We start from the raw sequence: 23,683 nt of genomic DNA on the forward strand, positions 1-23,683 counted from the left end.
CGTCAAATAGTGAATTGACTTAATGTATATAACGGCCCATTTAAGGCGTTGCGAAGCGATTCTGGACGGCTCCTAGTCGCGCGCGCCTAACCGAACCCCGAACAGCAAGTAACGGGGACCTTACATAACTCTAGCCGTTGGGGCTCGAAACAAATGGAAATCGCAGAGACTACCTCGAAAAACAGCGAGATGCTGATCGAGCTAACGGCCGATGTCGTCGCGGCCTATGTCAGCAACAATCCTGTTCCTGCCGGTGAACTACCCAACCTGATCGCCGACGTGCATGCCGCCCTCGGACGCGTTGGCGGCGCACCCGAGCAGCCGCCGGCCGACAAACAGAAGCCGGCTGTCAATCCGAAGAAATCGGTCCATGACGACTACATCATCTGCCTTGAGGACGGGAAGAAGTTCAAGTCCCTGAAGCGGCACCTGATGACCCATTACGGGCTTACGCCTGACCAGTACCGCGAGAAGTGGGGCCTCGATTCAAGCTATCCGATGGTCGCCCCGAACTATGCGCAGGCGCGCTCGCAGCTCGCCAAGAAGATGGGACTTGGCCGCAAGCGCAAGTCTCGCTGAGTTTCCGCAGGAGTCCCATGGAAGGCGGCGTTGAAGGGCGGCGCCGTCTTTCTCGGGGAACGGGCAACAGGGAATAGCGGGGGGTAGGGGAATAAACCCCTATGCTACTGCCTTATTGCCCTACTGCAGCCGGCGCCAAAGCCGTTTCCGCCTCGCGCATGATGCGCTTGATCATAGAGCGCAGTCCATTGGCGCGTTGCGGAGTGAGATGCTCGTCGAGGCCGAATTCGCGCATGGTAGCTTCGGCATCAGTCTTGAGAATCTCGCTCGCTCGCCTTCCTGAGAAAAGCGAGAGCATGATCGCTACCAGCCCACGCACGATGTGGGCGTCGGAATCACCCTGGAACTCGAGAACCGGGTCGCCCGCGCCTTTCCTGCTGGTCAACAGCCAGACCTGACTGACACAGCCCTGCACCTTGTGCTCTGCGTCGCGGGCCGAATCCGGGTAAGGCTCCAACTGGTCGCCCAGATCGATGATATAGCGATAGCGGTCCTCCCAGTCGTCAAGGAAGGAGAAATCGTCGCGGATCGTGTTGATCGTCGGTACGGTCATGCCTCCGATATAGTAGCGGCGAGCGCGGGCGTCACGGAAAAAGAAACGGGGCTCCGGCCGACAACGTCCGCCGGAACCCATGGCCTGATCTGTAACCAAGTACGATAGTTCCCATGAACCGCAGCGTCGCGGGCGGGCCGGTGCGGATCGCGCCGCTGGCAACCGGCCGACACTGACCTTGGCCATTCCTGGTGGTGTGAAGGCCCTCCCTGATCGCATTCGCGCGGCCGGTAGTCGGCCGGGTGTTGCCCAAGACCCTGATCCGCCCCGGCCGACGCGCCGTCCCGGAGCAACGATGGCGGCGCACCTCGCCGCCCGGATCCTCGGCGGGTATTGCACAGATTCCGCGGCTGCCGGGCCGGTTGGAACCCCCTAGTCGGCATTAGTACAAGACGAATTCGGCGGATCATTCATCCTACCCAACTGCTTTATTTTACAGCATCACCTCATCCAAAAAGTCTGCGCCTTTTCGGGGAAGCTGCTCTATCGGCCAAAAGGATGAGTTGGGGCTTGGCGGCAATGAATAAAAGAAAAAAGCGCCGTCGGTACGGAGAGGGCAACGAGCCGGCGGCGCGCCGGTTGTCCGGCGGAGAATTGTCGTCTGGGTTGTCCGTCTAGAGCATCGGACGGAAACTGCAGCGGTTTTTCCGACAAATCCGATGCGCAGACAAAGAGATTGAGCACCGTGTCGATCCGGCCCGGTCAGCTCGCACCGTTCGAAGCCGCAGGCGCGACCGTTCCGGTCTTGATCGTCACGTCTGCCTGAGGTGCCCCGGGCCGCTTTGCCGGAACGACGGTTTCGTTCGTTTCGTCGCCAAGCATATCGTAGGCGAGCTTCGCGCTGGCCTTGGCTCTGACACCGATCGTGTGGAGCGCGGCCTTGCCGGTATCGCAGACTTCGGGCTTGCGCTCGCAGATGCCGGAAAAGTCGTCGACGGCCGCACGCGCCGCCAGCAGCGCCTGCAGCGGGCTGACCTGATTGCCGTTCTCGTCACTGCCGAACGGCAGCATCAGCAGCACAAGCGAAAACCAGAACGCTGCACGGATCAAAAACCACATGGCTTGTCCCTCTTCACACCATGTTCATCTTGCCGGCCTTGTCGGGCCGGTCTCTCTTCGAGCGCACAATGACAGACACGAGCAAAGGGCGGCTTTCACGAGCGAATCGAATTTTCCGCGAATTCGATTCGAATTTTAAATGATCGGATTCGCTGCGCTTTTCAGGCGAATTGCTGCCAGGCAAGCAAGGTTTTGTTAATCATTTAACCCGTTGATCTGGAAGCACCTTCTCCCAAAGGCAACCGATCTGAAGGGATCGATTTCGCAAAAGTGGCGGGGCCTCATGCGCCTAACCCTCCATTTACCATGCAGGCAAAAGCCCGGTACTTTGCGGCCGGCGGGCTCAATATTCGCGCCGCCGCGGGCGCCAGATCTCCCGGCCTTATCCTTTCCTTAAATGCTCGATGCGAGTTTCGACGTTAACCAAATCGGCTTCAGAACCGTGCAGGTGCGAGTGCGTTGCGTTGAGTGCGTTTGTCTCCAGATGGCATGAATGCCTCGGTGGTGTTTCATCCGCCGCCGAACGTTTTGCATACCCGGCAGAGGCCAATGAGAGCGCCTCCGCTGGACCCCGCAGGCTATTCATTCTGGCGCTGCTCGCGCCTGTGCTGCTCGCTGCCGGCCTCGTGCAGACACTGGCCGATAGGGTCGGTGCCTCGAAAATCGTTGCGCTGGTCTGCCTGGTCATCGCCTTCGGTTGGCTGACGGGTCTGATGCTTAGCATTACCCGGGCACGGCTGGCAGAGTTCGGGCTGCTCGTCATCATCTCTGTGTCGACTGCAGCGATCGTCGCCGGGGCAGGCGGCCTGTCCTCGCCGTTCGCGCTGCTCACCGCAATGCCTCTCGCCGAGGCTCTCTGGGTGAGGCGCGACCGCACCGCCATGATCGCAGGCGGCGCAGCCTCCGTGGTTACGCTCCTGCTGCAGGGCTGGATCGGGCTTGCGCTCGATCTGTCGCCGCCCGCACCGACATCCTGGCACTGGCTCATTCCTGCGGCCTATCTCGCAAGCATTCTGGTGCGGGCCAGGACCTTTCTCGCCGAGCGGGAAAGAAATGCTGCGGAGCGCCGGCCGATCACGGCGGAAGACATCATCGATGCGGCCGTGCTGCGCCTCTCGAAGACAGGCGAGGTGCTGGACGCCGGCGGCAAGGTCGAAAGACTTACCGGGCTGCAACCGTCGCTGCTTCTCGGCGCCGGACTGTTTGACCGGATCCATGTCGGCGACCGCGTCGCCTGGCTCTGCGCCCTCTCGGACCTTCGCGACGGCGCGCCGTCCCGCAAGCTGGAGCTGAGGGTACGTGCCCCACGGGGAATGAACGAGGCCGAGGAGAACTACCCGAGTTTCGTCGTGGAGGTCGCCGAGACGGGCGACCTCGAACGGCCGCTGATTGCAGTGCTGAGGCCGAACGACGAGGTCGTCGCCTTGCGCGCGGAGCTGGCGGCATTGCGAGCCAATGCCGGCGAGGTCGACCTTGCCAAGAGCCGCTTCCTGGGCGTGGTCAGCCATGAGCTGCGGACGCCGCTCAACGCCATCATCGGTTTCTCCGACATGCTGGAGAATGAGATGTTCGGGCCTTTTGCCAATCCGCGGCAGAAGGAATATGCGGGGCTCATTCGGGAGTCCGGCAATCATCTGCTGGCGGTCGTGACCTCGATCCTCGACGTCTCTAAGATCGAGTGTGGTTCCTATCCGATCGAGCCGGAGTCCTTCGCCTTCCGGGACGCGGTGGAGACCTGCCGCTCGATGATGTCTCTGCAGGCGGCCCGCAAATCGCTTTCGCTTGAAGCGGACATAGCGCCCTCTGTCGGCAATATCGTCGGCGACCGGCGCGCGGTGCAGCAGATGCTGATCAACCTGATTTCCAACGCCGTGAAGTTCACGCCGACTGGCGGAACGGTGAAGGTCGGGGCCAATCGGCTCGGCTCCAGACTGCATTTCTGGGTGAGCGACACAGGCATCGGCATCAAGCAGGAAGATCTTGCGCGCCTCGGCCGGCCTTTCACGCAGGTTCGCAACGACTATACGCGAGAATATGAAGGCGCTGGCCTTGGCCTGTCGCTGGTGAAGGGCCTTGTCGAGCTTCACCACGGCTCGATGATGATCGAGAGCGCGCCCGGGGAGGGGACAGTTGTGACGATCAGCCTTCCGATCGCTGGTCCGGCAGCACGCGCTGCCGCCGGTGATGCACCGAAGGTGATCCAGCTCCAGAACGACGAGGTTCCTGATGGGCAGATCCGCAAGATTGCCTGACCTGGAGAGCGAGCCGCAGAGCCCGCTCAGCGAGGCTGTCGCAGCGCTCGGCGGTATCCTCGTGCGCAACCCGGCGCTGGTCGGCGGCACCACCGCTTTTGTCGTCGCGCTCTCCTATGTCTCCGCCAACGCGATCTGGTATCAACCGCACTTCCATAACGGCGCGTTCTTCGCCACCCGCGAGACGAACTACGTCGGACCACCGGACCCTTCCGGGGAAACGACGATCAGGATCGAGCGGCAGGGCTCGGCCGAGCCGCCGAAGCCAAAACCCGATCCGACCATCGAAAAGGTGCAGGCGATCCTGAAGTCGATGAACCTTTATGATGGTGCGGTCGACGGTCTCAATGGCCCTGCCACGCGCAATGCGATCGCGGCGTATCGCAAGACCTTGGGCACGGAGGTGTCGGGCGAGATCGATCCGAGCTTGCTCGAACTGCTCGCGGTCGACGATACGACCGCAGGCATCAAGCCTAAGCCGCCTGCGTCGCCGCAGATGCAAATGCAGATATTGCCGGATTCGCAGGTGCCGGTACCGTCCGATCCGATGCCTAAGCCGGAGATGATTTCGGCCAAGCTAGAGACGCCGGCTGCCACCGGCCCGGATCCGATGATCATGAAGATTCAAGCTGGGCTGAAGGCGTTCGGCAACGACAAGATGGAAATCGACGGGAGGATGGGTGCGAAGACCAAGGCGGCCATCCGCGAGTTCCAGTCGCTGTTCGGCCTTCAAGTGACAGGCGAGCCCAGCCGGGAAGTCTACGCCAAGATGCGGGAGATCGGGCTGACGAACTAGGTGAGAGGGGATTATGGGAGTAAGGGAGTAGGGCAGTAAAGGGAACCAGGGCTTCCCGGCCTGTTTTTCCCGACGGTGCTTGGCTTTATGATCGCTACTCCCCTATTCCCTACTGCCCTATTCCCCTATTCCCCTAATCATGCGTGTCACCAGCGATCTTTGGGTTTCGGCCTTGACCCGGCGAGTGTTCGGTGAGGGCGGTTTTGCCGCCGTAGTGCGGCGCGGCGCGACCGAAGCGGGGGCGATCTTCATCGTGACGCGTAGCCGTTTCGGAACTTCGACGCTGTTGGGTCCGGCGCCACAGAGCGCCTATGACAGCGACCGCCCCGACGAGCGGCAGTTCGGCATTCTGATCCAGGAGGGCGATGCCACGGAGATCGAGACGCGGCTCGCCAAGGAGGCACGCTTCGACAGCGACATATGGATAGTCGAGATCGAGCCCGGCGAGACGCCTCTGGAAGAGCTCGTAACGGTGGCGAAGCCTGACTAGGGCAGTAAGGCAATAGGGCAATAGGGCAATAAGGGTTCGCGACGCTGGTTTCAGTGTATGTGCATTCGCGATATCTGAATTCTTGTACCGCCCTACTGCCCTACTGCCTTATTGCCCTATTGCCCTGCCGAACGCCCGCCTGCCGGGGCTATTGGCGGGCGCGTGAGCCGCCGTTTGGGCCGACGGCATGAGAGCGGTCGCGACCGCTGCGGGCTTGAGCGCAGTAGCGACCGCTGCCGCCTTCCAGCCCCGTACCTTGTCGGCGGCTGCCTCGCGGTGGATCAGGCGGTAGCGCTCGAGGAAGAGCCGGATCGCTTCGGCGTGGCCGAACTGCTGGGGGTGGACCGCAGCGGCGACCAGCAAGGCCTGTTCTTCAGCCAGTTCGAGGAATTTGAGCGCGCCGAGCAGCTCGGCGAAGTTCGAGCGGGCCGTGATGGACCGCGCCTGCGGGAAATCGATCCCAAGCGCGTCTGCGAGCGCGGTTTGGAAGAGTTCTCGCACGCCGGTCAGCGCCGTATCCCGGAGCTTGGCGTAGAGTCCGGGGGGAGGGGTGAGCGAAATACGCGGCCACTCGTCGGCAGCGGGCGCAGCCGGCCGCATCATCGCGCGCAGCTTTACGCGAACCTCCTCCGCGGCAGCGCCGGGCTTCCGGGTGAGGGACTGGGTTTCGGGAGCAGCGGATCTTGCGGAGGCGGCTGGCTTCATCTGACCGTCAGGTTCCGTGGCTGTCTCGACAAGGGCGACGCGTTTCTCGCTTCGACTGAGAGCCTTGATCAGCTGGGCGATGGTCGGGTTGAGGTCGGGCCGCTTGCCGATCACGCGGGCGTGACCGAGCCCATGGCGGCCAATAAGGGCGATCAGGTCCACGTCGGCAAGCGCATTCGAACGCAGCAGGACGGGAGCGGCGATGTCGACCTTCTCGTCGGCAAGGCGCCTGACGAGGGCCGCAGGCGGGTTCTCCATCTCTGAAAGCACCGCCGCGACGAAGCGGCGCGCCTCAACCGAGACGTGGTCGTAGAGGGGAAGGACGAGGTCTTCAAGCTGCGCGATCTCATTGCGCGACGGCCGGGTAAGCGATGCGAACGCCGTCACCGCGGCCCGAAACAACCGCTCTCTCCTGCCGCGATCGCTTCGCTCAGCGATCTGCCTGAAATCGGAAGATGACACGAAAAACGACGCCTGACGCAACCAACACCTTGTGCGAAATGCCACAGCCAGCACGAGCCTGGCTGTTGCAGCTTTCGCACACCTCCGATGCTAGCCAAAAACCGTTAGCAGGCTGTTAACCCTACCATGGGCTTACTGCTCGAGGAGGCGTCGCGTAGTGGGTTCCGGTGTGTCACCCAGAAGGGGACCGCGAATGGGCATGCTGCTTTCTTTCTCGCCGATGAAGCCGGCGAAATCCCGGCCGAAGCCGAGCTCGGGCACGACTGCATCGATCATCATCTTTCCAGGGATACGGTATGAGCGGCAGAACGCGCTCGACCGGATCGGTCAGATCATCGCCAAGTCGGAACTGCCGAAGCCGGGGCCTGTGCAATACTGAGGGCCGAGGCCATTGGTGCGCGGAGGCGGGGCGCGTGGCCGCCCGCGCGACCGGCATCGATTGGCTTTCGCAAACGGTGCAAGATGCCCCTGAGCGGGCAGGGCCAGCCTGGTTTCTGGGTAAGCCGGAAAAGACGGGGCAAGCGGCTGAAGCGCCGCCCCGTAGTCCGACGTCAGAGGAGCGGCGCTCCGACGATGTCGATGCCGTTCTTCGCGCAGCAGTCGGTCAATGCTGAGATGGCTTCCGGTGTCGGCGCGGCCTGCGGCGGCAGCTTCAGTTCCTCCGCCGGACGGCTCATCTGGCGCAGAAGGCTTTCGAAATCAGAGCCGCGCGTGATGGTAAGGCAGTGCGCTCCCTCATGCGAGTCCACTCGAAAAGTGTGAGGCAGGCCTTTGGGTGCGATTACCGTTTCGCCCGCACCCGCGATCCGCTCGATGCCGCCAATGCTGAAACGCATTCTGCCGCGCAGGATGTGGAAGACTTCGTCTTCCTGGCGATGCACATGCAGCGGTGGGGAATCGCCATAGGGCATGTGATGCTCGACAACACAGATGCCGTCGTCTCCCGTGGCGGACGAAAGATGGACGATGACAAGTGTATTGTTGAACCACAGGATTTCTCTTCCCTCGATAGCGCTGGAGTTCACTGTCATTTTGCTTTGGCTCCTTTCTTGAGGCTGCCGATGCGGCGCCGTCGAGGGGCGGTCTAGCCAAGCCAGGTAGTCAGCGGAAATCGAATGATCGTATGGAGCGGATTGATACGATGAATGCGAACGCCCTCGACCTCAACCTTGTCAGAGTTCTCGATGCTCTTCTGCGCGAGAGAAGCGTAACGCGCGCGGGCGAGCAGATCGGGCTTAGCCAGCCTGCGGTCAGCGCGGCGCTCAATCGCTTGCGTCACATCCTGAACGATCAGCTTTTCGTGCGGCGCGGCAACGAGATGGTCCCGACCCCACGTGCGGAGAGCCTGGCTGAGCCCGTCCGCGGGGCGCTGCGCGAGATAGAGCGCGCTTTCCAATCGACGAGAAAATTCGACCCGGCAGGACTCGATCGAACTTTCACTCTCATGGGCGCCGACTTCTTTTCGATGCTGCTGATGCCTTTACTGGCTACGCGCATCGCCGCCTTGGCGCCTCAAGTTTCCTTGCGGTTCCTGGATAGCGCTCGAGGCGACGTCGCGAGGCTGCTTCAGGACGATCAGATCGATGCAGCGCTGGAACGCCCGTTGATGATCCCTGACTGGGTGTCCAGCACGCTGCTGTTCCACTCGCCTTTTGCAATCATTGCAGCCAAGGACAACGCCGTAATCCGGCGTGCGGGCGTCAGGGAAGGCGAAGTCCTACCGATGGAGCTGTTCTGCGATCTGCCTCACGCCATCCGCTCCATCGATGGTTCGATGTCGGGCTTTACCGATGAGGCCCTTACCAAAATTGGCCGATCGCGCCGAGTGAGCCTCGCTCTGCCGCACTTCCAGGCTGTCGCCCTGGCCACCGTCAGCGGAAACTACCTTGCTGCCGTTCCTCGACAGTTTGCCGACACGGTCGCGAGGAAGCTTCCCATCGCGATCTATGAGCCGCCCCTCCCGATCCCCGTCCCTGAAATAAGGATGTATTGGCACGCTCGCCACGACGACGAGCCACCGCACCAATGGCTACGAGATCAGATCCAGGAAGCGATTGACGCCCTTGGGTTCCGGCAAACGGGAAACGGAATAGCCCCATGATTGCGGCCGGTTTGAGCTTCTGCACACAAGGTCCGCTGCCCGACTTAATTTTGTGTCGGGCGCGGCCTTGCGGCAGCCGTCTGCCATCTCGATCAGCCTAACTCGCGCTGATGCCTGTCATAACACCCACGAACCGGCCGCTTGAGTCAAACCGGCAATTGAAGACCCTGGTATCGCCTTCCGTGGTGTTGCCCTTGACTTCAAAACCGCCATCCGCCGCTGCTGCGGGCAAGGTGGAAATCGAATTCAGGCTGACGTAAAATTTTTTGGCCGCTGCCCCCTGGCAATATTCGGGCATGACGGCCTGAGCAATGGCCGGCCCAGTGCCGACCAGATTTGCAGCATTGCCGTCCACCGCGTCGTTGGTAGTGCAAGCCACGAGATTCAGCGAAAAGAGCATGAGGCAGGACTTGAATATATGCGTTCGCATGAAGGCTTCCCGCAAGCGTCTGGTTGATGCTGGCGATCCGGGTCGCCAGCTGGATTTTCGAGACGGATGCCGGTCCCTCGAAGTGCTGCAGTTGTTTGCCCACCTCAAGCCAATTAGAGGACCGATCTCGCTCGGATATGATCGAAGGATCGTGGCTATCGCCCTTGCACTCCTGAAGTGAACCAACGATCGCCACCGCTGTTGCGGCCTGCCTCCCCGAACGCTCGGGCAGGCAGAACCGGTGAGCCGGCGGCGATGTGCCGCCGGCTCGGTTTGGTCATTTCACCAGTTCGACTTCACTCAGCCGCCAAGTCTTGTCGAAGAATGACGGCAACGGGCTGTAGAGGCGCAAGATCGTGAACCAACCCTTCTTGGGATCGGTTTGGATCCAGTTGCCGCGCGCCACACCCTTTGGCTGAGTGGGGCCGAAATAGACCGTCGTGGTGCCGTCCGCGGCGGACTCGGCTGCGGGCGAGGGATAGCTCTGGCTGCCGGCGCGCGGGTATTTCTGCGGCGTCTGCAGCATCGAGCGCGTCTGGTTGTCGTAGAGCGTGAAGGACCAGAATGCCCTGGCGGGAATGTCCTTGGGCAGGGTCACCTTGTAGGTTTTCGCACCGTCAAAGGGCGTTCCCTCGGAATCGAGGAAGCCCATCAGGTATTGCGAGCCGACTTCCGGAATGCGCATGATCATGCCGGGCGAATCGAGCGTGTAGCCGTAGTAGAAGGCAGTACGAGAATCGAGCGTACGCGCGCCGGTCGGCGCCAGCGGCTTGAATATGCCCTCCTCAAAGAGCGGCGGCGGGGTTTCAAAAAACGCACCGCCTTCCCACAGCATGCTGCCCCAATGCGAGCCTTCGTAATAGGCCCAATCCGGGTGTTTCATCGCGAAGCGCCAGTTGAGCGAGCGACCGGATGCCTGGCCGACGGTGGCAGCCTCCGACAGGATCATCTTCATCCGCTCGTCAGGAGCGAACTTCTTGCCATGCACGATGCCGATGGCTGCCAGCTGTCCGGCGAGCTCAATGTCATAGCTCGTGGCAGGCTCGTTTTGAACGTTCTCGTTGATCAGTTCGAAGAAGCCGTAGTCACTCGGCGGAATGGTGTTGAACGACAGCCCGCTGACCTCGATGAACTTCGTCTCGGGAATCTTCGGCTCGCCTTCGATGCGCACCGTGCCATCGAGTGCCTCTGCGATGCTCGTTCCGAAGGAGCCCGGACGATAGGGATAGATCTTAAGGTTGCGCTTGACGTTCTCCACGGCCGGTTTGGGGTCGTTGTCGACGAGATAGGCCCGCGCGGCATAGAGGGCGAGGTTTGTCTTCGAATGCGCAACAAAGTAGCCGCCCTCAGGCAGTGGGCCATTATAATCGGGTCCCACGATCAGGTATTTGCCGCCGAGGCCGCGATCCGGGCCCGGAGCGCCGATATCGATGATCCAGGAGAACCACATGTCGTTGATCGTGCCGACGGCGTCTGATGGCTGTTCGACAACGATTGGCCCTTTGCTCAGATCGAGCGCCGTCAAGTAGTAGACCGTGTCGGCATTCGCGGTCAGGAACAGCGAGCTCGCGTCCATCAGGTCGGAGAAGATTGCGACGTCGCCAGGCTTGGCGCCAATGCCTGCAAAGCCCTTGACGATCGCCAGGGCCGACGCGCCGCGGAAGCTATTGTTGTAAACGTCGAGGGCGCGGGTGAAATCGAGCGTATCGTATACCTTATTGGCGGTTTCAGCGGTAGGCACACCGTCTTTGAACTCCAGCGTGCCGACGAAGCGCGTCTTCGCGACCTCGGACGCGCCAAGAGACTGGACCGTCTCTTGTTTCACCTGTGCGACGGCTGCGAACGAAGGCAGGGTGAGGGCGGCCATGAGTGTGGTACCGGTCAATTTCAGGTAGCGTTTCATTGGGCTTTCCTTTGTTGAACAGATTAGGTGCCGAGAATTGACGGATCGGCCGAAGGTGGCCGATGCACTGGATGCGGTGGTCAGCCGCCGATGGCTATTGAGCCCATCCAATATTGATCAGCTGAACGCGGCGATTGGCTGCCGCCGTCGGATGAGCCGCGTCGAGAGGCATCTCCTCTCCCACCCCGATGGCAAATAGCCGGTCCGGTGGGACTGCGAACGTCGTGCTCAACGCATCCCTGATGGCCTCGGCCCGCCTCAAGCTGAGCGTCAGATTGGAGTTGGCATCTCCGGTCGAATCGGTGTGACCGACGATGAGAAACTTGCGGCCGAGCAGAGTCGGGTAGTGTAGCGCATCCGCGATGACGCCAACTGTCCGATAGGACTCAGGCACAATGGCAACCGAGCCGTACTCGAAGTTTATCTCGACGGTCAGCTGCGGCATGGCCGCGAGCTGAGCGAAGTTCGGAAGGGCCGCAACGCCCTTGCCGACATTGGCGGTGATTTCTTCCATGAGCACCGCCGGATCGACCGCCGGCGCAGCCTCGGTGACCTGGCCCAGGCTCTGGATAAGTTGCTGGTTGGTGAGGGGCTCGGACAGCGCGCTGCCTGTGACGAGCAGAGCAGCCAGAGCAAGAGCATTACGGATGCCGGAAGCAGAAATCATTTTGAGCATTCCCCGTTTGATCAATCTCACCGCCATCCCGCATCAGTGATGGCTTGGTTGCATTCGTCGGTGACCACTCTCTCCGCCTTGAGAAGGCAGCCCAGAAGATGGGCTTCGCCGGGCTGGACACCTTTGCAGTGCCGGGCGGCGTCGCCCCGGCATATGCTGGCGACGTTAGCTTGCGCCGCCTGGCGTTTCTGGATTGAGGCGCCAACTTGCGCGAGGGTCGCCGTGCAGGTCGGAGAAACCTTTGCCTGGTTCTCTTGAAGACAGCTCTGAATCGCGTTGTTGCCGAGGTTCACGCCTTTACAGTGCTTCTTGATATCGGCACCGCATGCTTGGGAAAGCGTCGTTATCGCATCGGCGTAGCTTATCGTTTGCGCGTGGCCGACCTCGATGGGGATAAACAGGGTGAACAGGAACGCACCGCAGAGAAACCGGTAGCTCTTCAACAATTTCAACCTCCTGGTTTGAACATCGTCATCGCCTCGACCCTGCGAGGCAGCACGTGGGGCGGAGCCTAAAAGCGGAATACGGCGCCCAGGATCGGCCCCTGCTGAATCGTGTCGTAGACGAAGCCGTCATTCTCATAGTTGACGCCCGCTGCACGATAGCCGAGCACCGCGGAGAAGGACTGCGTGAACTGGTAGCCAGCACCGCCCATTGCGTCCCACACGATTTTCGAGGAGGCGCCGCCGCCCACCAATCCCCAGCCGGTGAGGTAGAACTCAGGTGTGATTGAGACCTGCCCCTTCAACCCCACAATGGGATCGGCCCATGTCTCGGTCTGTGACAGTTCGGTGCCGCCGATGAGGCCTGGCGGGTTGAAGTCGAGTTCGTTCTTGAGAGAGAACAGCCGGAAACCGGCGAACGCGTCGATGCTGCCATTGGTCTGGTCAAGAAGGCGGTACTCGGCGGCAGCGGTCCACATCAGGTTCTGCGTTGTGACATCGACGCCGCTTGCCAACACGCCAAACGGTGTATCGGAAGAATCCGACAGGCGAACATAGACAAGGTCGGTGAAGATGCCGAACCGCTCGTATCGCGCTTCGGCCACCCCCATCGCGGCTATGTCGAAATGGGACAGGATATCACCGATGCTGGCGTCGACATGAGCGGTTCTGCCGCGCGCACCCACATCGCCTTCGAGCCCGGCCAGCCAACCATAGGGCGCGATTGTAAACGTCCAGCCGGACGGGGATTGGTATTCGACTGATTTGGCGCCGGGAAATACCTGGTCCGCGGCGAGTGCCGAAGCAACGGATCCGGCGAGAAGTCCGCCGGAAAGGAAAAGAGTTCGAAGATTCATTAAGGCTCTCTTTGATAAAGTTATGCTGCGAGCGCTAAAGAGTTGGGCCAGCGACCGAGATCCGGCACCTCTGATGTTCCCGACGGGTTGTCTCAGCAGGAGCAGAAAGCCACTATCGTTAGCGATCTCTTGAAGCCTCGCGCAGCCTCCCGGTAACCGCTAGTACAGAAATGCCCGCCGGTAGCCGCGCCTTGCCACGCCCGCATAGGAGAGGGGGGTCAAAGGCATGCCGATGATGTCGATGAACACCGACACTTCGGAGCCTTTCTCCGGCATCTCGCCGCCAACCAATTTCACGTTGTAGGTCAGGTCGCTGCCGTTCAGTTCGGGATTCTCCAGGACGACGACAGCCTGCTGGAGCTTGCTCCCTTCGAGGATCGACAGGTCGGCGTTCGGCGGATCGGAAAGGAAACTGTCCTTGCCTTTGCTCCAGAACGGAACGAAGGCGCTCGTTTTCATGTTGCCCGCAATGCGCTCGGGTCGGTCAGAGAAGAACAAGGTCGTGGGGCCTACACCCGCGAGCGTCAGCTTGCTCGCCGCCTTGTCGAAAGTCATTGCGCCCGCGGTCTGGACGAACAGAAAATCGGCCACCTCGTCGGCTGCCTGCGCCACGCGCGGTCTCGCCGGCACCGCCGTTGCCGCGACAGCTGCGGCTGTCAACAACAGGCTCCGTCTGGTCGTCATCGAGCATCTCCTTGAAAGCAGGCGAGACGTTTGTGTCCGCCCTCTTGGTCAAGGTTGGCGCGATGTTTCGGAGTATTGGAAGGTAAATAACTGTATGCAACATGAGCAAAGGGGACGATATCCCTGCGCTCCAGGTTAATCGAACCCTTCCAGAACTGCTTTGCTGAGCGAGTCGAGAAACAGTCCGGCCTTTTCCAGAGAATCAGTCCGCAAAAGGCACGTGCAAGACAAAATAGCTCTGTCTGCCGAAGGTATTGGCCCCACGTGACGATGCGCTTTTTAGATGGTGGCGGAACGTATGAGTCCGTTAGATAACAGAGCTCGGCGCGGCTTGGCCATGCGGCAGGTCCTATTTATTCGGGAATAGCAGGGTCAGCGTCGTGCGGATGCCCCACTGGGGTCCGCCTTCCGGCGCTTCAGCATAATACTTCCCGCCGACCTGGAAGCTCATGGCCTGGTCGCCGAGCTTGAAGACCTGCTGAACGCTGAGATTGATCGGCACGGTCCACTGGTCGCCCACCCAGTCGTAACTCGACTCCGTGTTGAGCGTGAGTGAGGTGCCGTGCCCGAATTGATAGGCGACGAAAGGCTGCAGGAAAGTCTGGTTGACCTCCTCGCGGTCGTCTTCGCCGGCCACAGACCAGATGTGGTTGGCAAGCGCTCCGACGGTCCATGGCCCGCGCTGGATCAGGGCAACGCCTGTCGGACCCACTCCGAACTTGCCTGAGCCGAGAACATCGTCGGTGGCGGTGGGGACTAAAAAGGCAGGCCCGACGCCCCAGATGAGGCCGCCAAGCCCGGGAGCCTTGGGAGAGAAGAACAGGCTCTGGGTGATGTCGCCCAAGCCGAAGGTGTTGCCGTCTGGCGGCGGCAGGTAGTCGCGATAAGCCACGGGCAGGATAGTGCGCGAGATCAGGTTCCAGTCCTCGCTGATCGAGATCGGGATGACGGGCTGGATGTTGAGTGTGTAGGCGAAGCCGCTATCGTCCGCGCCTCCTCCCCACTCGAAATTGCTCTGGAACGGTACGCTGATCAGGCTGGCAACGGGATTGGCGAGCTGCTTCGACAACTCGTCCGCATCTTGAGCGATGGTTGAGCTAGCTGAGGCGATCAGACCGGCAGCAGCCAGCACAACGCGAAATCGAAATTCCCTAAGCATGATCCCCCCTGGCTTCGGACGTCGCTCAAGGTTGGTCCGTTGTTTCACCGCGTGGGAAGGTAAATAACTGTATCCAACAGGCGCGGAGTGGGGATCGAGGTTCCCTTTGCTCGGGATCGATCAGTGGAACTCGAAGCCTGCTTTCCGGAGCGAGGCGAGAAATCGTTCGGCATCTTCCGGACGGCCAAACCTCAGCAACGCCTCTTCCCTGACGTTTGTCACCAGAAGGGGCTCGTGCTCTAGAAGCCAACCACGCTCACGTTCGACGTCAGCCTTGTAGCCTCCCTCGGCGAAGATCGTGGCGGCAATCAAATGATAAAGTGCATTGGCTGGAATATTTGCTTTCCTGATCCACGTGACGGCCTGCTCGTAACTGCCGCTGAAATAGGAGCACATTGCCAGCCCCACCTCATAGTAGGCGAGAGGCCCGGGATTGCGTTCACGCGCCTCTGCAACCAGAGCGCACCCGTCGTCCCAATTTCCCGACAATGCCAGCCGAAACCCATACTCGCCCATAAAAATGGTATCGTTGGGGTTGATGGTCATTGCGCGGCTGCCCACTCTCATGGCCGCGTCGATCTCTCTGTTGAAGTAGAGAGCGAACATCTGTGCTTGCAGGCCCCGGACATTGAGTGGCTCCAATTGCACGGCCCGGTCGGCGGCGGTAAGGGCCTGATTGATCAATGACGTTGACCGCATGGGATCGAACGGAAAGCGGAACCGGGCCTCGTCAATGTAGGTCAGCGATAGAAGGGCCCAGGCGGTCGCATAAAAGGGAAAGCGCTCCACTGCCTTCTCGAGACACGAGAGTACCGATGGGCTAACTTCCGGATCGAAGCTGGCTCGATAGGAGTAATAGGAGAGTGTGCAGGAATACGCCGACCAGTCGTCGGGAGGATTGCGAACGTCGCGCCCGGCGTCCGCCTCGAAGATGATCCCATAGGCCTGCGCCAGATTGGTGGCGACGTTGCTGGCGACGTCGGCCTGTGCCCTCAGAAGATTGGAAACTGTCCGAGCACCATCATAACTGTGCGCCCAGAGCACCGACCCGTCCGCCCGATTGAGCATGCGGACCCGAAATCGGAACGTGTCCGTCGACAGATCCACGCTTCCTGCAAGGGCGTATCGTGCCTGTGGCACCGTTTTCGGGTCAGGCGACTCGACGACTACGATGTCCTTGAATTTGGAGAGCTGACTGATAACCTCCTGCGTGAGCCCGCGGGCCAAGGCGGCGGACTCGGCCGCTCCTGCCAGACCGTCGAACGACTGGACCAGCAAGCGTGGGATTTCCGGCTGGCTCGGCTGAAGTCGGAATGAGTAACCCCACCACGCCAGCGCCACGGCAGCGGCAGCCGATATTGCGGCTGCTGCTATGAGCCGAGGCTTGCTCCCCAGGCGTGGCCGCGGTGCCTGAGCAGCTGCGACCCTGGGCTCTTCAGGGGGCGGACCAGGAGCATAGCGCAGCGAAAAGGCGGGAACGTAGCCTCCCTTCGGGATGCTGATGAGTACAGGGTCGTCCTGTCCGGCGGTCAGATAGTACCGTTCAAGTGCCCGGCGAAGGTGGCCGGCTTCGACACGGACGATGGGATCCGATTGGGGGTCGAAGGAAGCATCGCGGCCGAACACTTCGACCGCGATCGAATACGCTTTGATGCGGCCGCTGCGCCCAGCCAAAGTCTCGTCTACGACATAGCTGAGAAACCTGTGTTTGCGATCGGTGGCGCCAAAGTCCGCGCTGCTCAGGATACGCGCAAGCTGAGCACGACAGTCGTCGACGGAGGGGGCGGAGTCACCGTTCGCAGGGGCTTCTTCACCGATCACGATACCCCCTCGTTGCTGATTCCCGCGGCTTTCGCTGCTATTTCTTCTGCAGCTATACGGTCCCCATGTAAATAACATCTGACCACTTGCTTCCGCAATGGTTCGATGACTAGCCTTTCGGACATCCTCAAGTCACGAATGGGCAGCGAAAGCTACAGCCATGCGAGCAGCGCTATCGGTGGCAGTCCGCCGATTTCCAGAGCTCGAACTGACAATCCGCCGAATGTTCGAGGCGGATCAAGGTTTCCGCGAGATGTGCGAGGAACTTGTGGAAGCGGAGACGGCGCTGTCGAGGGTCGAGCAGCTTCCGGAGCCAAAACGCGCTGCGAGGAAGGCCGAGTGGCAAGATCTCGTCGCGCGACTGACCCGCGAGATCGAAGTTGCATTGCGGGAGAACCAGGCCTTTGCCCAATCACGAATCGATAACCCGCCACGCCCGTGAGTCCTGCCTGTCGGCAAACGACTGTCGGTCCTCCCAGTCTCCTGCATCTCCGAAACAATCATAGGTTCATCATGCAAATCCATGCACCGGCTGCTACTGGCGGCCTATTCAGGGTCAGATGGCGACGGGACGACGCAACGCCTGGACAGCAGGACGCGGTTGCGGTCAAGAAAAATGCACCAGTAATTGGCGCGCTCCTTCTCGCGGCGCTTGCCATGCCCATAGGCGGGTGCGTGGCGACCGACGTTCTGGATTCTGTCCCTCAAAACCAGGTCACCGATGCCAAGGTCGGCACGTTCCATGAGATCCGTTACTGGGCGGACGAGCCGCCTAGCGCTTTCGTGCAGCGGGAGCGCGAGACGATCGAGAAGGTGCACGAAATCTACGGCAATTCGCTCCGGGGCAAGGAGGTGCCGATCAACTACCTCTGCATCTCGGGCGGAGGCAGCAACGGTGCCTACGGCGCTGGCTTCCTCGTGGGCTGGACGGCAAAGGGCACGAGGCCGAAGTTCGACGTTGTGACAGGCATAAGCACCGGCTCGATGATCGCGCCCATGGCGTTTCTCGGACCGAAATACGATGCAGCGCTCAAGGAGGCCTACACGTCTATCACGACCGATGATGTGGCCACCGCACAGGTACTGCCCGCTCTGCTTGGACGGTCCGCCGGGCTTGCGGACACGACCCCACTGAAGCGACTGATCGCTCGCTACTTCACGCAAGCGATGCTCGACGAGATTGCTGTCGAGTCGCGGAAGGGCCGCCTGCTGCTCATAGGCACCAGCAATCTCGAGGCGCAGCGCCCGATGATCTGGAATATCAGCGCCATTGCCGAAAGCGGACATCCGAAATCGCTGGAGCTCGTTCACCAGATCATTCTTGCCTCGGCGTCGATTCCTGGCGCCTTTCCGCCGGTAAACATAAGCGTCACCGCTGATGGCAAGTCGTACAACGAAATGCATGTCGATGGCGGCGTGACCCGGCAGGTCTTCCTGTATCCGCCGAGCTACGACCCCAGGAAGGTCGATGCGGCCATAGGATGGAAGGCGAAACGGACCCTCTATGTCATTCGCAACAACAAGATTTCTCCCGAATATGCCGTAGTCAAACCTAAGGTCTGGGACATCGCCGGTCGCTCGATCGACACCCTCATCAAGTCAGATGGCATCGGGGATCTCTTTCGCATCTATGCGATCGCCCAGCGGGATCAAGTCGCATACCACTATACGTCTATACCAACCGATTTCACGCGCGAAAGTAAATCGGCGTTCGACAAGGCATACATGGGTGCGCTGTTCGACGCAGGTTATGCCGAGGCCATGCGCAGGAATCCATGGAATCGCGCGCCGCCAGACCTGTGATCGTGGTCTGCGGACGATATCCAACCGCTATGCGGAAGTCGGGGCAGCCTTCAATTTCCAACTGAGAGTAATCGGAGAAAATCTTTGGCGACATTCGAAAAATACTTGAGAGCAATGTTGGCTCTTCCGGCCGCTGCTGTAGGCCTGGGGCTGACCGTCGCTTCAGCGTCGGCCGAGGGTGTCGACCCGGAAGCAGCCCGCATCCTGAGGACTATGACCGACTACCTCGCCGGGCTGAAATCCTTTACCGCCGAGTTCGACGTGGAGGACGAGATCATCGATGCCGCCGGGCAAAAGCTGCAGTTCAGCGCCAGCGGGAAGATCGCGCTCGAGCGTCCGGGCAAGTTTCATTTCGAACGCAAGGGCTCTTTCGCCGATGTGGAATTGACCTTCGACGGAGCCACGATCTCGGTATTGGGGAAGAAGGCCAACATGTTCGCCCAGCTTGAGAGCCCCGGCCCCACCATCGACGAGGCCGTCGAGGAGCTGCGGACGGCAACCGGGCTCGACGCTTCGGGAGCCGACCTGTTCGCAGCCAATTCCTATTCGATGCTGACAGAGGACACGACGGAGGCCACCCACGTCGGCACTGGCATCGTAGGCGGCGTGGAATGCGAGCATCTCGCCTTCCGCAATCCGCGGGTGGATTGGCAGATCTGGATTAAGAAGGGCGATAAGCCTCTGCCTCTTAAATACATCGTCACCACGAAATGGATGACCGGCGCGCCTCAGCACGTGCTGCGCCTGCGCGATTGGGATACCGCTCCCCAGTTCGACGCCAAGCAGTTCGAACTCAAGGCGCCGGCGGGAGCGACCCGGATCCAGTCGATATCGGCCGACGCGGTCGGCGAGCTGTTAGAGGAGCCTCAGCAATGAATCGAGCCATTCGAAAGTGGGCCATAGGCGTGGTTATGGCCCTCGTGCTGACCGATATCGCCGATACGGCCTTCCCCGAGCTTGGCATCATGACAGACGCCCAGGCGGTGATCGGACGGCCCGCGACGCCGGGGAGCGTGGCGGGCGTGGCACGCCGCACGACCAGGCGGGTCATCCGCCGTTCCGCGATTTATGCGAGCACCTTGCCGGCCGGATGCGTCAGGGCCACGGTCAATGGCTTGGCTGTTTGGCGATGCGGAGGGGTTTATTATCAGCCCTATGGCGGGCGCTACGTGGTTATTTACGTGGACTGAATGGCGACGTGATTTCTGGGGCGGACAGGACGACGCGGGCTCGCGGCCGTCCTGTGGGTCTCACCGGTACCTGAATGCACTTCCAAATTCAATCCGACGGACGTGAACACCCGGGCGGCGGGTGCCAACGCCCGTCGGCGGCGAGCGCTTCTTTCAACGCTCGCAACATCGGCGGCCGGAAGCGGCTCAGCCAGCAGGGTTGACCATGATTGTCTTGCCGTCTGCACTGACGGTGCAAGATATATCAGTGCCCCCCTCTACATCGACGAGCAGCCGCCAGTAGTCGCCTGCGCCCGGGCCCATGAGGGCGACATTCGCTTCGGCACTGCCGTTGAACTTCGCGGTTCCAGGAGCGGCGTCATTGTAGGCGTTGGCGTGTTTGAGGCAGGCGTTTACCGCCGCCTCCGGAACGTCTGCCGCAGCGGTCGCGCCGGCGGACAAAAGCAATGCCGACAAGGCAAATGAAAAATGCTTCATGGTATTCATTCCTCGCTATTGAGTGATGCGGCGATCCGTTGATCTCGCCGGACGACCTGCAGGCTATGATAAGCGCTCGAGAAAGGAAGGTAATTAACATGTCCAAGCATGTAACCGTGCAGAGACAGAGAAAAGTAAAGTAGTTTCATTTGAGACTAGAGGGAGCCTATTCAGCGCTCGAACTAGCCAAAACCGTCACTCGCAAGAACGAGTTCGCGAACGGGCCGCTTTCAAGATAGTCGAGCAGGGCGCCAGCGCTGCATGTCGTGGAACCAAGACAAGAACCATAACCGGTTCTCCGTTCGGACGCTGATACGATGTCCCTCGTCACCGGAGATTAACCTTAAGGCCGGCCTTCCCCCGTCATTTGCGGTCCCATTCTCCTAGGTAAATCACTGTAACATACGTCCTCAGACGATCGCCCCTGGGGCAAAGTCCGGCCCTCTTTCCCAGGAGGTCGTCATGAATATCACGCGTCGAACTTTGACTTTAGGCGGTTTCAGCCTGCTTGCGGGAACATCGGTGGCCTCACTGGCCCGGGCCGATTTCGGCGAGGGTGCACTCCGGGCCGGTGAGGACCTGGAAAATTTCTGGATAGCCACTGACGCGTACATCTACGGTTACCCCTTGGTGACGATGGAGATGACTCGGCGCGTCATGACCAATGTCGCCGAGGTGAAGGGGACGCGTGGTCCGATGGGGCACATCATCAAGCTGCGCCAGTATCCGGACGCCTCGTTCAGGGATGTCACTGCGCCGAATGCCGACACTTTGTATACGACCTCCTTCTTCGATGTCGGAAAGGAGCCATACGTACTTAGCGTCCCCGACATGAAGGGCCGATATTTCCTGCTGCCGATGCTCGACGGATGGACGAACGTCTTCCAGGTGCCGGGCAAGCGGACGACGGGAACCGGGCCTCAGACCTACGCCATCACAGGTCCAGGCTGGAGCGGCACACTCCCCGAAGGCGTGACGCAATACGAATCGCCGACCAACATCGTCTGGCTGCTGGGGCGCATCTATTGCACTGGAACGCCAGAAGATTATGCAGAAGTGCACGCGCTCCAGGATGAGTTCAAGCTGGTGCCGCTCAGCGCCTATGGCAAGGACTACACGCCTCCGCCCGGTAAGGTAGATCCGTCCATCGACATGAAGACGGCGGTACGCGATCAGGTCAATCGGCTGACCGCGGCCGAGTACTTCACGCTCCTTGCAGAGTTGATGAAGACCAATCCGCCGTCCATCGCGGATGCGCCTGCGCTGGAGCGCTTCGGGCGGATCGGACTTGTCGCGGGTCAGGATTTCGATGCCAGCAAATTGAAGGCAGATTTCCTCGACCGCATCCCGACGATCGCTTTCGACCGGATCATGCTTCAGTTCAAGGTCAATAGCGAGGTCAAGGATATCAACGGCTGGGCATTCACGACCAAGACGGGGCTCTACGGCACCGACTATCTGATGCGGGCTCTGGTGACCGCCATCGGGCTCGGTGCCAATCGTCCTCAGGACGCCGTCTATCCGACTTCGGAGAAGGATGCGCATCACCGCTCCTATGACGGCCGGAAGAACTACGTCATCCATTTCGCAAAGGGCCAGACGCCACCTACCTCGGGCTTCTGGTCCCTCACGATGTATGACGAGAACTTCTTCTTCGTCGCGAACCCTCTCAACCGTTACTCGATCAGCCCACGCCAGGATTTGAAGTACAAAGCTGATGGGTCGCTCGAGCTTTATCTGCAGAACTCGTCTCCGGGCGCGGACAAGGAATCGAACTGGCTGCCCGCGCCTGCCGGCAAGTTTTATCTCATGCTGAGGTTGTACTGGCCGAACGAGAACGATCCGTCGATCATCGACGGAACCTGGACGATCCCAGCCGTCGAGGAAGTCTCCTGAACCCGGCTCCGGTTAACTGCGGCGTCAGTGCGCGCGACGGCAGCTTGAGCTTTGTCGCCTGTCGGGCGGACACGTGACGGCAGCCGCAAAGCCTGAAAACGAACGTTACATCAGCAATTGAAGAAGGGAATATCCCATGCAGCTTAGGATGATCGCGCTTGCCGCAACGGCGGCTGCCGGCCTTTCACTGTCGGTCGGGACGGCGCTCGCACAGGACGCAATCGCGGCGCCCGCGACGAAGTCGATCGGGGCCGCGAAACCCAAGATGGAGCCTGCGCTGATCGTGCTCAATTCAAAAGGCGCAAGCCTTGCCGACGGGCGGCTCGTTCTTTCCGGCGTGTCGCCGAACTCCATCATGTTCGCCGACCGTCCGGTGCGCGCCGCCGGCCATGTGCTTACCTCGCACCTGCTCGAGGAGTGGGCTGTGGGTAGCGACAGCTTTGCCAAGGACCCTCCAAACGCGACCGTGTCAGTCCTCAGCAAGGACGACAGTTCCGTCGTTGATGCCGTCGTTACCCTGAAGGCCCCGAAACTGGAGGGCGAGAAGCTCACTTTCGACGTCGACGTTCTTGAAGGGAGCCTCGACGGCGCAGACGGTCCCGCCTCGACTTTCATTGACATTATTGGCCTGCCCTTCACGCCGCTCTCCTTCGCAGGCGTGGCACGGCGGACTGCCTATCGCGGAGCCTGGTATGCCGGCGCGGCTGCCGGAGCCGTTGCAGCCGCCGCTCCCTACTACTATCACCCTTACGCATATCCCTATCACCCCTATATGCGGCCGGCATGCGGCTACTATCCGTATCCTCCATGTTATTGACAGATGCTCGGCGGCTTCGGGTTGGTGCGGAAAACTCTGCGTTGTGGCAGCGGAGTAGCCGTAAGCCGTGTTGAACGACCTGTTTAATGCTCCATCCCCCGAGCAGATCTCTCAGGTGATCTCGCACTCGATCGCGCCGTCTTTTTCGCTTGGCGCGGTCGCAGGTTTCGTCTCTGTGTTGTTTACACGGCTGACCAACATTCTCGGGCGTATCCGCGACCTCAATTCGCTGCCCGAAAGGGATCATCCGAAGAGTCGCCTCAGAGTTGACCTTCCGCGACTGGAGCGCAGGGCGCGGCTGGTCAACCGGGCGATGCTTTATGCCGTCATGAGCGGTGTCGCTGCCACGATGCTCGTGATCTTTTCATTCGCCAGTGCCTATCTCGGACGACAGCACGTCTTTGGGGCGGGCATGCTTTTCACGCTCGCCCTCCTTCTGCTTGCGGCCGCGCTCGTCACACTCGCCTGTGAGGTCGCTATGGCCTTGAACGACTACGATCATCATCATGCCGTCGATACGAGAGGATAGT

26 protein-coding genes are annotated in these 23,683 nt (G+C 60.7%); 13 read left to right on the plus strand and 13 right to left on the minus strand.

Annotated features, from left to right (window positions below):
- The first annotated feature begins 153 nt into the window (after window positions 1-153).
- On the plus strand, window positions 154-579 hold the full coding sequence (locus tag SAZ10_RS04750; protein WP_318608029.1) for a MucR family transcriptional regulator: 426 nt from the start codon (window positions 154-156) through the stop codon (window positions 577-579).
- Between the two features lie 112 nt (window positions 580-691).
- Here SAZ10_RS04750 and SAZ10_RS04755 read toward each other — a convergent pair whose 3' ends face one another.
- Both SAZ10_RS04755 and SAZ10_RS04760 read right to left on the minus strand, forming a co-directional pair.
- Window positions 692-1,132, minus strand: coding sequence for a SufE family protein (locus tag SAZ10_RS04755; RefSeq protein WP_318608030.1), 441 nt, complete (start codon window positions 1,130-1,132; stop codon window positions 692-694).
- Between the two features lie 702 nt (window positions 1,133-1,834).
- Window positions 1,835-2,191: a DUF5330 domain-containing protein gene (locus tag SAZ10_RS04760; protein WP_318608031.1), complete on the minus strand. Its 357-nt coding sequence runs from the start codon at window positions 2,189-2,191 to the stop codon at window positions 1,835-1,837.
- Window positions 2,192-2,655: 464 nt separating this feature from the next.
- On the opposite strand from SAZ10_RS04760, the gene SAZ10_RS04765 reads away from it, so the two are divergent.
- The 3 genes from SAZ10_RS04765 (at window position 2,656) to SAZ10_RS04775 (ending at window position 5,729) form a co-directional block, all read left to right on the plus strand.
- Window positions 2,656-4,443, plus strand: a complete 1,788-nt coding sequence (locus SAZ10_RS04765) for a PAS domain-containing sensor histidine kinase (protein WP_318608032.1) — start codon at window positions 2,656-2,658, stop codon at window positions 4,441-4,443.
- Window positions 4,418-5,239 carry a peptidoglycan-binding domain-containing protein gene (locus SAZ10_RS04770; RefSeq protein ID WP_318608033.1) on the plus strand — a complete coding sequence of 274 codons (822 nt, stop codon included), beginning with the start codon at window positions 4,418-4,420 and terminating at the stop codon, window positions 5,237-5,239. Before SAZ10_RS04765 ends, SAZ10_RS04770 begins: the two co-directional genes overlap by 26 nt.
- Window positions 5,240-5,378: 139 nt before the next feature.
- On the plus strand, window positions 5,379-5,729 hold the full coding sequence (locus SAZ10_RS04775) for a DUF1491 family protein (protein WP_318608034.1): 351 nt from the start codon (window positions 5,379-5,381) through the stop codon (window positions 5,727-5,729).
- Window positions 5,730-5,837: 108 nt separating this feature from the next.
- Here SAZ10_RS04775 and SAZ10_RS04780 read toward each other — a convergent pair whose 3' ends face one another.
- Window positions 5,838-6,836, minus strand: coding sequence for a hypothetical protein (locus SAZ10_RS04780; protein ID WP_318608035.1), 999 nt, complete (start codon window positions 6,834-6,836; stop codon window positions 5,838-5,840).
- Between the two features lie 253 nt (window positions 6,837-7,089).
- On the opposite strand from SAZ10_RS04780, the gene SAZ10_RS04785 reads away from it, so the two are divergent.
- Entirely contained in the window at window positions 7,090-7,275 is a 186-nt protein-coding gene (locus SAZ10_RS04785; protein ID WP_318608036.1) for a hypothetical protein, read from the plus strand.
- A 172-nt stretch (window positions 7,276-7,447) separates the two neighbouring features.
- On the opposite strand, the gene SAZ10_RS04790 is transcribed toward SAZ10_RS04785, so the two are convergent.
- Window positions 7,448-7,927 (minus strand): cupin domain-containing protein, encoded by a 480-nt coding sequence (locus SAZ10_RS04790; RefSeq protein WP_318608037.1) that lies wholly within the window; start codon window positions 7,925-7,927, stop codon window positions 7,448-7,450.
- Window positions 7,928-8,037: 110 nt separating this feature from the next.
- On the opposite strand from SAZ10_RS04790, the gene SAZ10_RS04795 reads away from it, so the two are divergent.
- Window positions 8,038-8,997, plus strand: a complete 960-nt coding sequence (locus SAZ10_RS04795) for a LysR family transcriptional regulator (protein WP_318608038.1) — start codon at window positions 8,038-8,040, stop codon at window positions 8,995-8,997.
- Between the two features lie 97 nt (window positions 8,998-9,094).
- Here the strand turns inward: SAZ10_RS04795 and SAZ10_RS04800 are convergent, their stop codons facing one another.
- The 8 genes from SAZ10_RS04800 to SAZ10_RS04835 form a co-directional block, all read right to left on the minus strand.
- Window positions 9,095-9,427: a hypothetical protein gene (locus SAZ10_RS04800; RefSeq protein WP_318608039.1), complete on the minus strand. Its 333-nt coding sequence runs from the start codon at window positions 9,425-9,427 to the stop codon at window positions 9,095-9,097.
- Window positions 9,428-9,704: 277 nt separating this feature from the next.
- Window positions 9,705-11,330 carry a DUF1254 domain-containing protein gene (locus SAZ10_RS04805; RefSeq protein ID WP_318608040.1) on the minus strand — a complete coding sequence of 542 codons (1,626 nt, stop codon included), beginning with the start codon at window positions 11,328-11,330 and terminating at the stop codon, window positions 9,705-9,707.
- 94 nt (window positions 11,331-11,424) lie between these two features.
- Complete coding sequence (locus tag SAZ10_RS04810; protein ID WP_318608041.1) at window positions 11,425-11,997, minus strand: OmpA family protein; 573 nt, start codon at window positions 11,995-11,997, stop codon at window positions 11,425-11,427.
- 26 nt (window positions 11,998-12,023) lie between these two features.
- On the minus strand, window positions 12,024-12,449 hold the full coding sequence (locus tag SAZ10_RS04815) for a cysteine rich repeat-containing protein (protein WP_412535173.1): 426 nt from the start codon (window positions 12,447-12,449) through the stop codon (window positions 12,024-12,026).
- Window positions 12,450-12,517: 68 nt separating this feature from the next.
- The gene (locus tag SAZ10_RS04820) at window positions 12,518-13,306 is read right to left on the minus strand and encodes a hypothetical protein (protein WP_318608043.1); all 789 of its coding nucleotides are present in this window, start codon (window positions 13,304-13,306) and stop codon (window positions 12,518-12,520) included.
- 159 nt (window positions 13,307-13,465) lie between these two features.
- The gene (locus SAZ10_RS04825; protein WP_318608044.1) at window positions 13,466-13,990 is read right to left on the minus strand and encodes a hypothetical protein; all 525 of its coding nucleotides are present in this window, start codon (window positions 13,988-13,990) and stop codon (window positions 13,466-13,468) included.
- Window positions 13,991-14,339: 349 nt separating this feature from the next.
- Entirely contained in the window at window positions 14,340-15,149 is an 810-nt protein-coding gene (locus SAZ10_RS04830; protein ID WP_318608045.1) for a transporter, read from the minus strand.
- A 120-nt stretch (window positions 15,150-15,269) separates the two neighbouring features.
- The gene (locus SAZ10_RS04835; protein WP_318608046.1) at window positions 15,270-16,970 is read right to left on the minus strand and encodes a hypothetical protein; all 1,701 of its coding nucleotides are present in this window, start codon (window positions 16,968-16,970) and stop codon (window positions 15,270-15,272) included.
- Window positions 16,971-17,148: 178 nt separating this feature from the next.
- On the opposite strand from SAZ10_RS04835, the gene SAZ10_RS04840 reads away from it, so the two are divergent.
- The 4 genes from SAZ10_RS04840 to SAZ10_RS04855 all read left to right on the plus strand — a co-directional run bounded on the left by SAZ10_RS04840 (window position 17,149) and on the right by SAZ10_RS04855 (window position 19,963).
- Window positions 17,149-17,412, plus strand: coding sequence for a hypothetical protein (locus SAZ10_RS04840; RefSeq protein WP_318608047.1), 264 nt, complete (start codon window positions 17,149-17,151; stop codon window positions 17,410-17,412).
- Between the two features lie 233 nt (window positions 17,413-17,645).
- Window positions 17,646-18,773 carry a patatin-like phospholipase family protein gene (locus tag SAZ10_RS04845; RefSeq protein WP_318608048.1) on the plus strand — a complete coding sequence of 376 codons (1,128 nt, stop codon included), beginning with the start codon at window positions 17,646-17,648 and terminating at the stop codon, window positions 18,771-18,773.
- Between the two features lie 114 nt (window positions 18,774-18,887).
- Window positions 18,888-19,649 carry a DUF2092 domain-containing protein gene (locus SAZ10_RS04850; protein ID WP_318608049.1) on the plus strand — a complete coding sequence of 254 codons (762 nt, stop codon included), beginning with the start codon at window positions 18,888-18,890 and terminating at the stop codon, window positions 19,647-19,649.
- 35 nt (window positions 19,650-19,684) lie between these two features.
- The gene (locus tag SAZ10_RS04855) at window positions 19,685-19,963 is read left to right on the plus strand and encodes a hypothetical protein (RefSeq protein WP_318608464.1); all 279 of its coding nucleotides are present in this window, start codon (window positions 19,685-19,687) and stop codon (window positions 19,961-19,963) included.
- Window positions 19,964-20,149: 186 nt separating this feature from the next.
- On the opposite strand, the gene SAZ10_RS04860 is transcribed toward SAZ10_RS04855, so the two are convergent.
- Complete coding sequence (locus tag SAZ10_RS04860; protein WP_318608050.1) at window positions 20,150-20,440, minus strand: hypothetical protein; 291 nt, start codon at window positions 20,438-20,440, stop codon at window positions 20,150-20,152.
- Window positions 20,441-20,902: 462 nt separating this feature from the next.
- Here SAZ10_RS04860 and SAZ10_RS04865 point away from each other — a divergent pair, with 462 nt between their 5' ends.
- From SAZ10_RS04865 to SAZ10_RS04875, 3 genes are all read left to right on the plus strand, one after another.
- Window positions 20,903-22,336, plus strand: coding sequence for a DUF1254 domain-containing protein (locus SAZ10_RS04865; protein WP_318608051.1), 1,434 nt, complete (start codon window positions 20,903-20,905; stop codon window positions 22,334-22,336).
- A gap of 136 nt (window positions 22,337-22,472) precedes the next feature.
- Window positions 22,473-23,153: a hypothetical protein gene (locus tag SAZ10_RS04870; protein WP_412535160.1), complete on the plus strand. Its 681-nt coding sequence runs from the start codon at window positions 22,473-22,475 to the stop codon at window positions 23,151-23,153.
- 70 nt (window positions 23,154-23,223) lie between these two features.
- The gene (locus tag SAZ10_RS04875) at window positions 23,224-23,682 is read left to right on the plus strand and encodes a DUF2721 domain-containing protein (protein ID WP_412535161.1); all 459 of its coding nucleotides are present in this window, start codon (window positions 23,224-23,226) and stop codon (window positions 23,680-23,682) included.
- Window position 23,683 lies beyond the last annotated feature (1 nt).

It is taken from the genome of Mesorhizobium sp. BAC0120 (genome assembly GCF_033542235.1).
Taxonomy (GTDB): domain Bacteria; phylum Pseudomonadota; class Alphaproteobacteria; order Rhizobiales; family Rhizobiaceae; genus JAWRCU01.

Coding starts and splice junctions, on each gene's coding strand:
- SAZ10_RS04750 (WP_318608029.1), top strand. CDS start 154: ATGGAAATCGCAGAGACTACCTCGAAAAACAGCGAGATGCTGATCGAG.
- SAZ10_RS04755 (WP_318608030.1), bottom strand. CDS start 1,132: ATGACCGTACCGACGATCAACACGATCCGCGACGATTTCTCCTTCCTT.
- SAZ10_RS04760 (WP_318608031.1), bottom strand. CDS start 2,191: ATGTGGTTTTTGATCCGTGCAGCGTTCTGGTTTTCGCTTGTGCTGCTG.
- SAZ10_RS04770 (WP_318608033.1), top strand. CDS start 4,418: ATGGGCAGATCCGCAAGATTGCCTGACCTGGAGAGCGAGCCGCAGAGC.
- SAZ10_RS04775 (WP_318608034.1), top strand. CDS start 5,379: ATGCGTGTCACCAGCGATCTTTGGGTTTCGGCCTTGACCCGGCGAGTG.
- SAZ10_RS04785 (WP_318608036.1), top strand. CDS start 7,090: ATGGGCATGCTGCTTTCTTTCTCGCCGATGAAGCCGGCGAAATCCCGG.
- SAZ10_RS04790 (WP_318608037.1), bottom strand. CDS start 7,927: ATGACAGTGAACTCCAGCGCTATCGAGGGAAGAGAAATCCTGTGGTTC.
- SAZ10_RS04795 (WP_318608038.1), top strand. CDS start 8,038: ATGAATGCGAACGCCCTCGACCTCAACCTTGTCAGAGTTCTCGATGCT.
- SAZ10_RS04800 (WP_318608039.1), bottom strand. CDS start 9,427: ATGCGAACGCATATATTCAAGTCCTGCCTCATGCTCTTTTCGCTGAAT.
- SAZ10_RS04805 (WP_318608040.1), bottom strand. CDS start 11,330: ATGAAACGCTACCTGAAATTGACCGGTACCACACTCATGGCCGCCCTC.
- SAZ10_RS04810 (WP_318608041.1), bottom strand. CDS start 11,997: ATGATTTCTGCTTCCGGCATCCGTAATGCTCTTGCTCTGGCTGCTCTG.
- SAZ10_RS04820 (WP_318608043.1), bottom strand. CDS start 13,306: ATGAATCTTCGAACTCTTTTCCTTTCCGGCGGACTTCTCGCCGGATCC.
- SAZ10_RS04825 (WP_318608044.1), bottom strand. CDS start 13,990: ATGACGACCAGACGGAGCCTGTTGTTGACAGCCGCAGCTGTCGCGGCA.
- SAZ10_RS04830 (WP_318608045.1), bottom strand. CDS start 15,149: ATGCTTAGGGAATTTCGATTTCGCGTTGTGCTGGCTGCTGCCGGTCTG.
- SAZ10_RS04850 (WP_318608049.1), top strand. CDS start 18,888: ATGTTGGCTCTTCCGGCCGCTGCTGTAGGCCTGGGGCTGACCGTCGCT.
- SAZ10_RS04855 (WP_318608464.1), top strand. CDS start 19,685: ATGGCCCTCGTGCTGACCGATATCGCCGATACGGCCTTCCCCGAGCTT.
- SAZ10_RS04860 (WP_318608050.1), bottom strand. CDS start 20,440: ATGAAGCATTTTTCATTTGCCTTGTCGGCATTGCTTTTGTCCGCCGGC.
- SAZ10_RS04865 (WP_318608051.1), top strand. CDS start 20,903: ATGAATATCACGCGTCGAACTTTGACTTTAGGCGGTTTCAGCCTGCTT.
- SAZ10_RS04870 (WP_412535160.1), top strand. CDS start 22,473: ATGCAGCTTAGGATGATCGCGCTTGCCGCAACGGCGGCTGCCGGCCTT.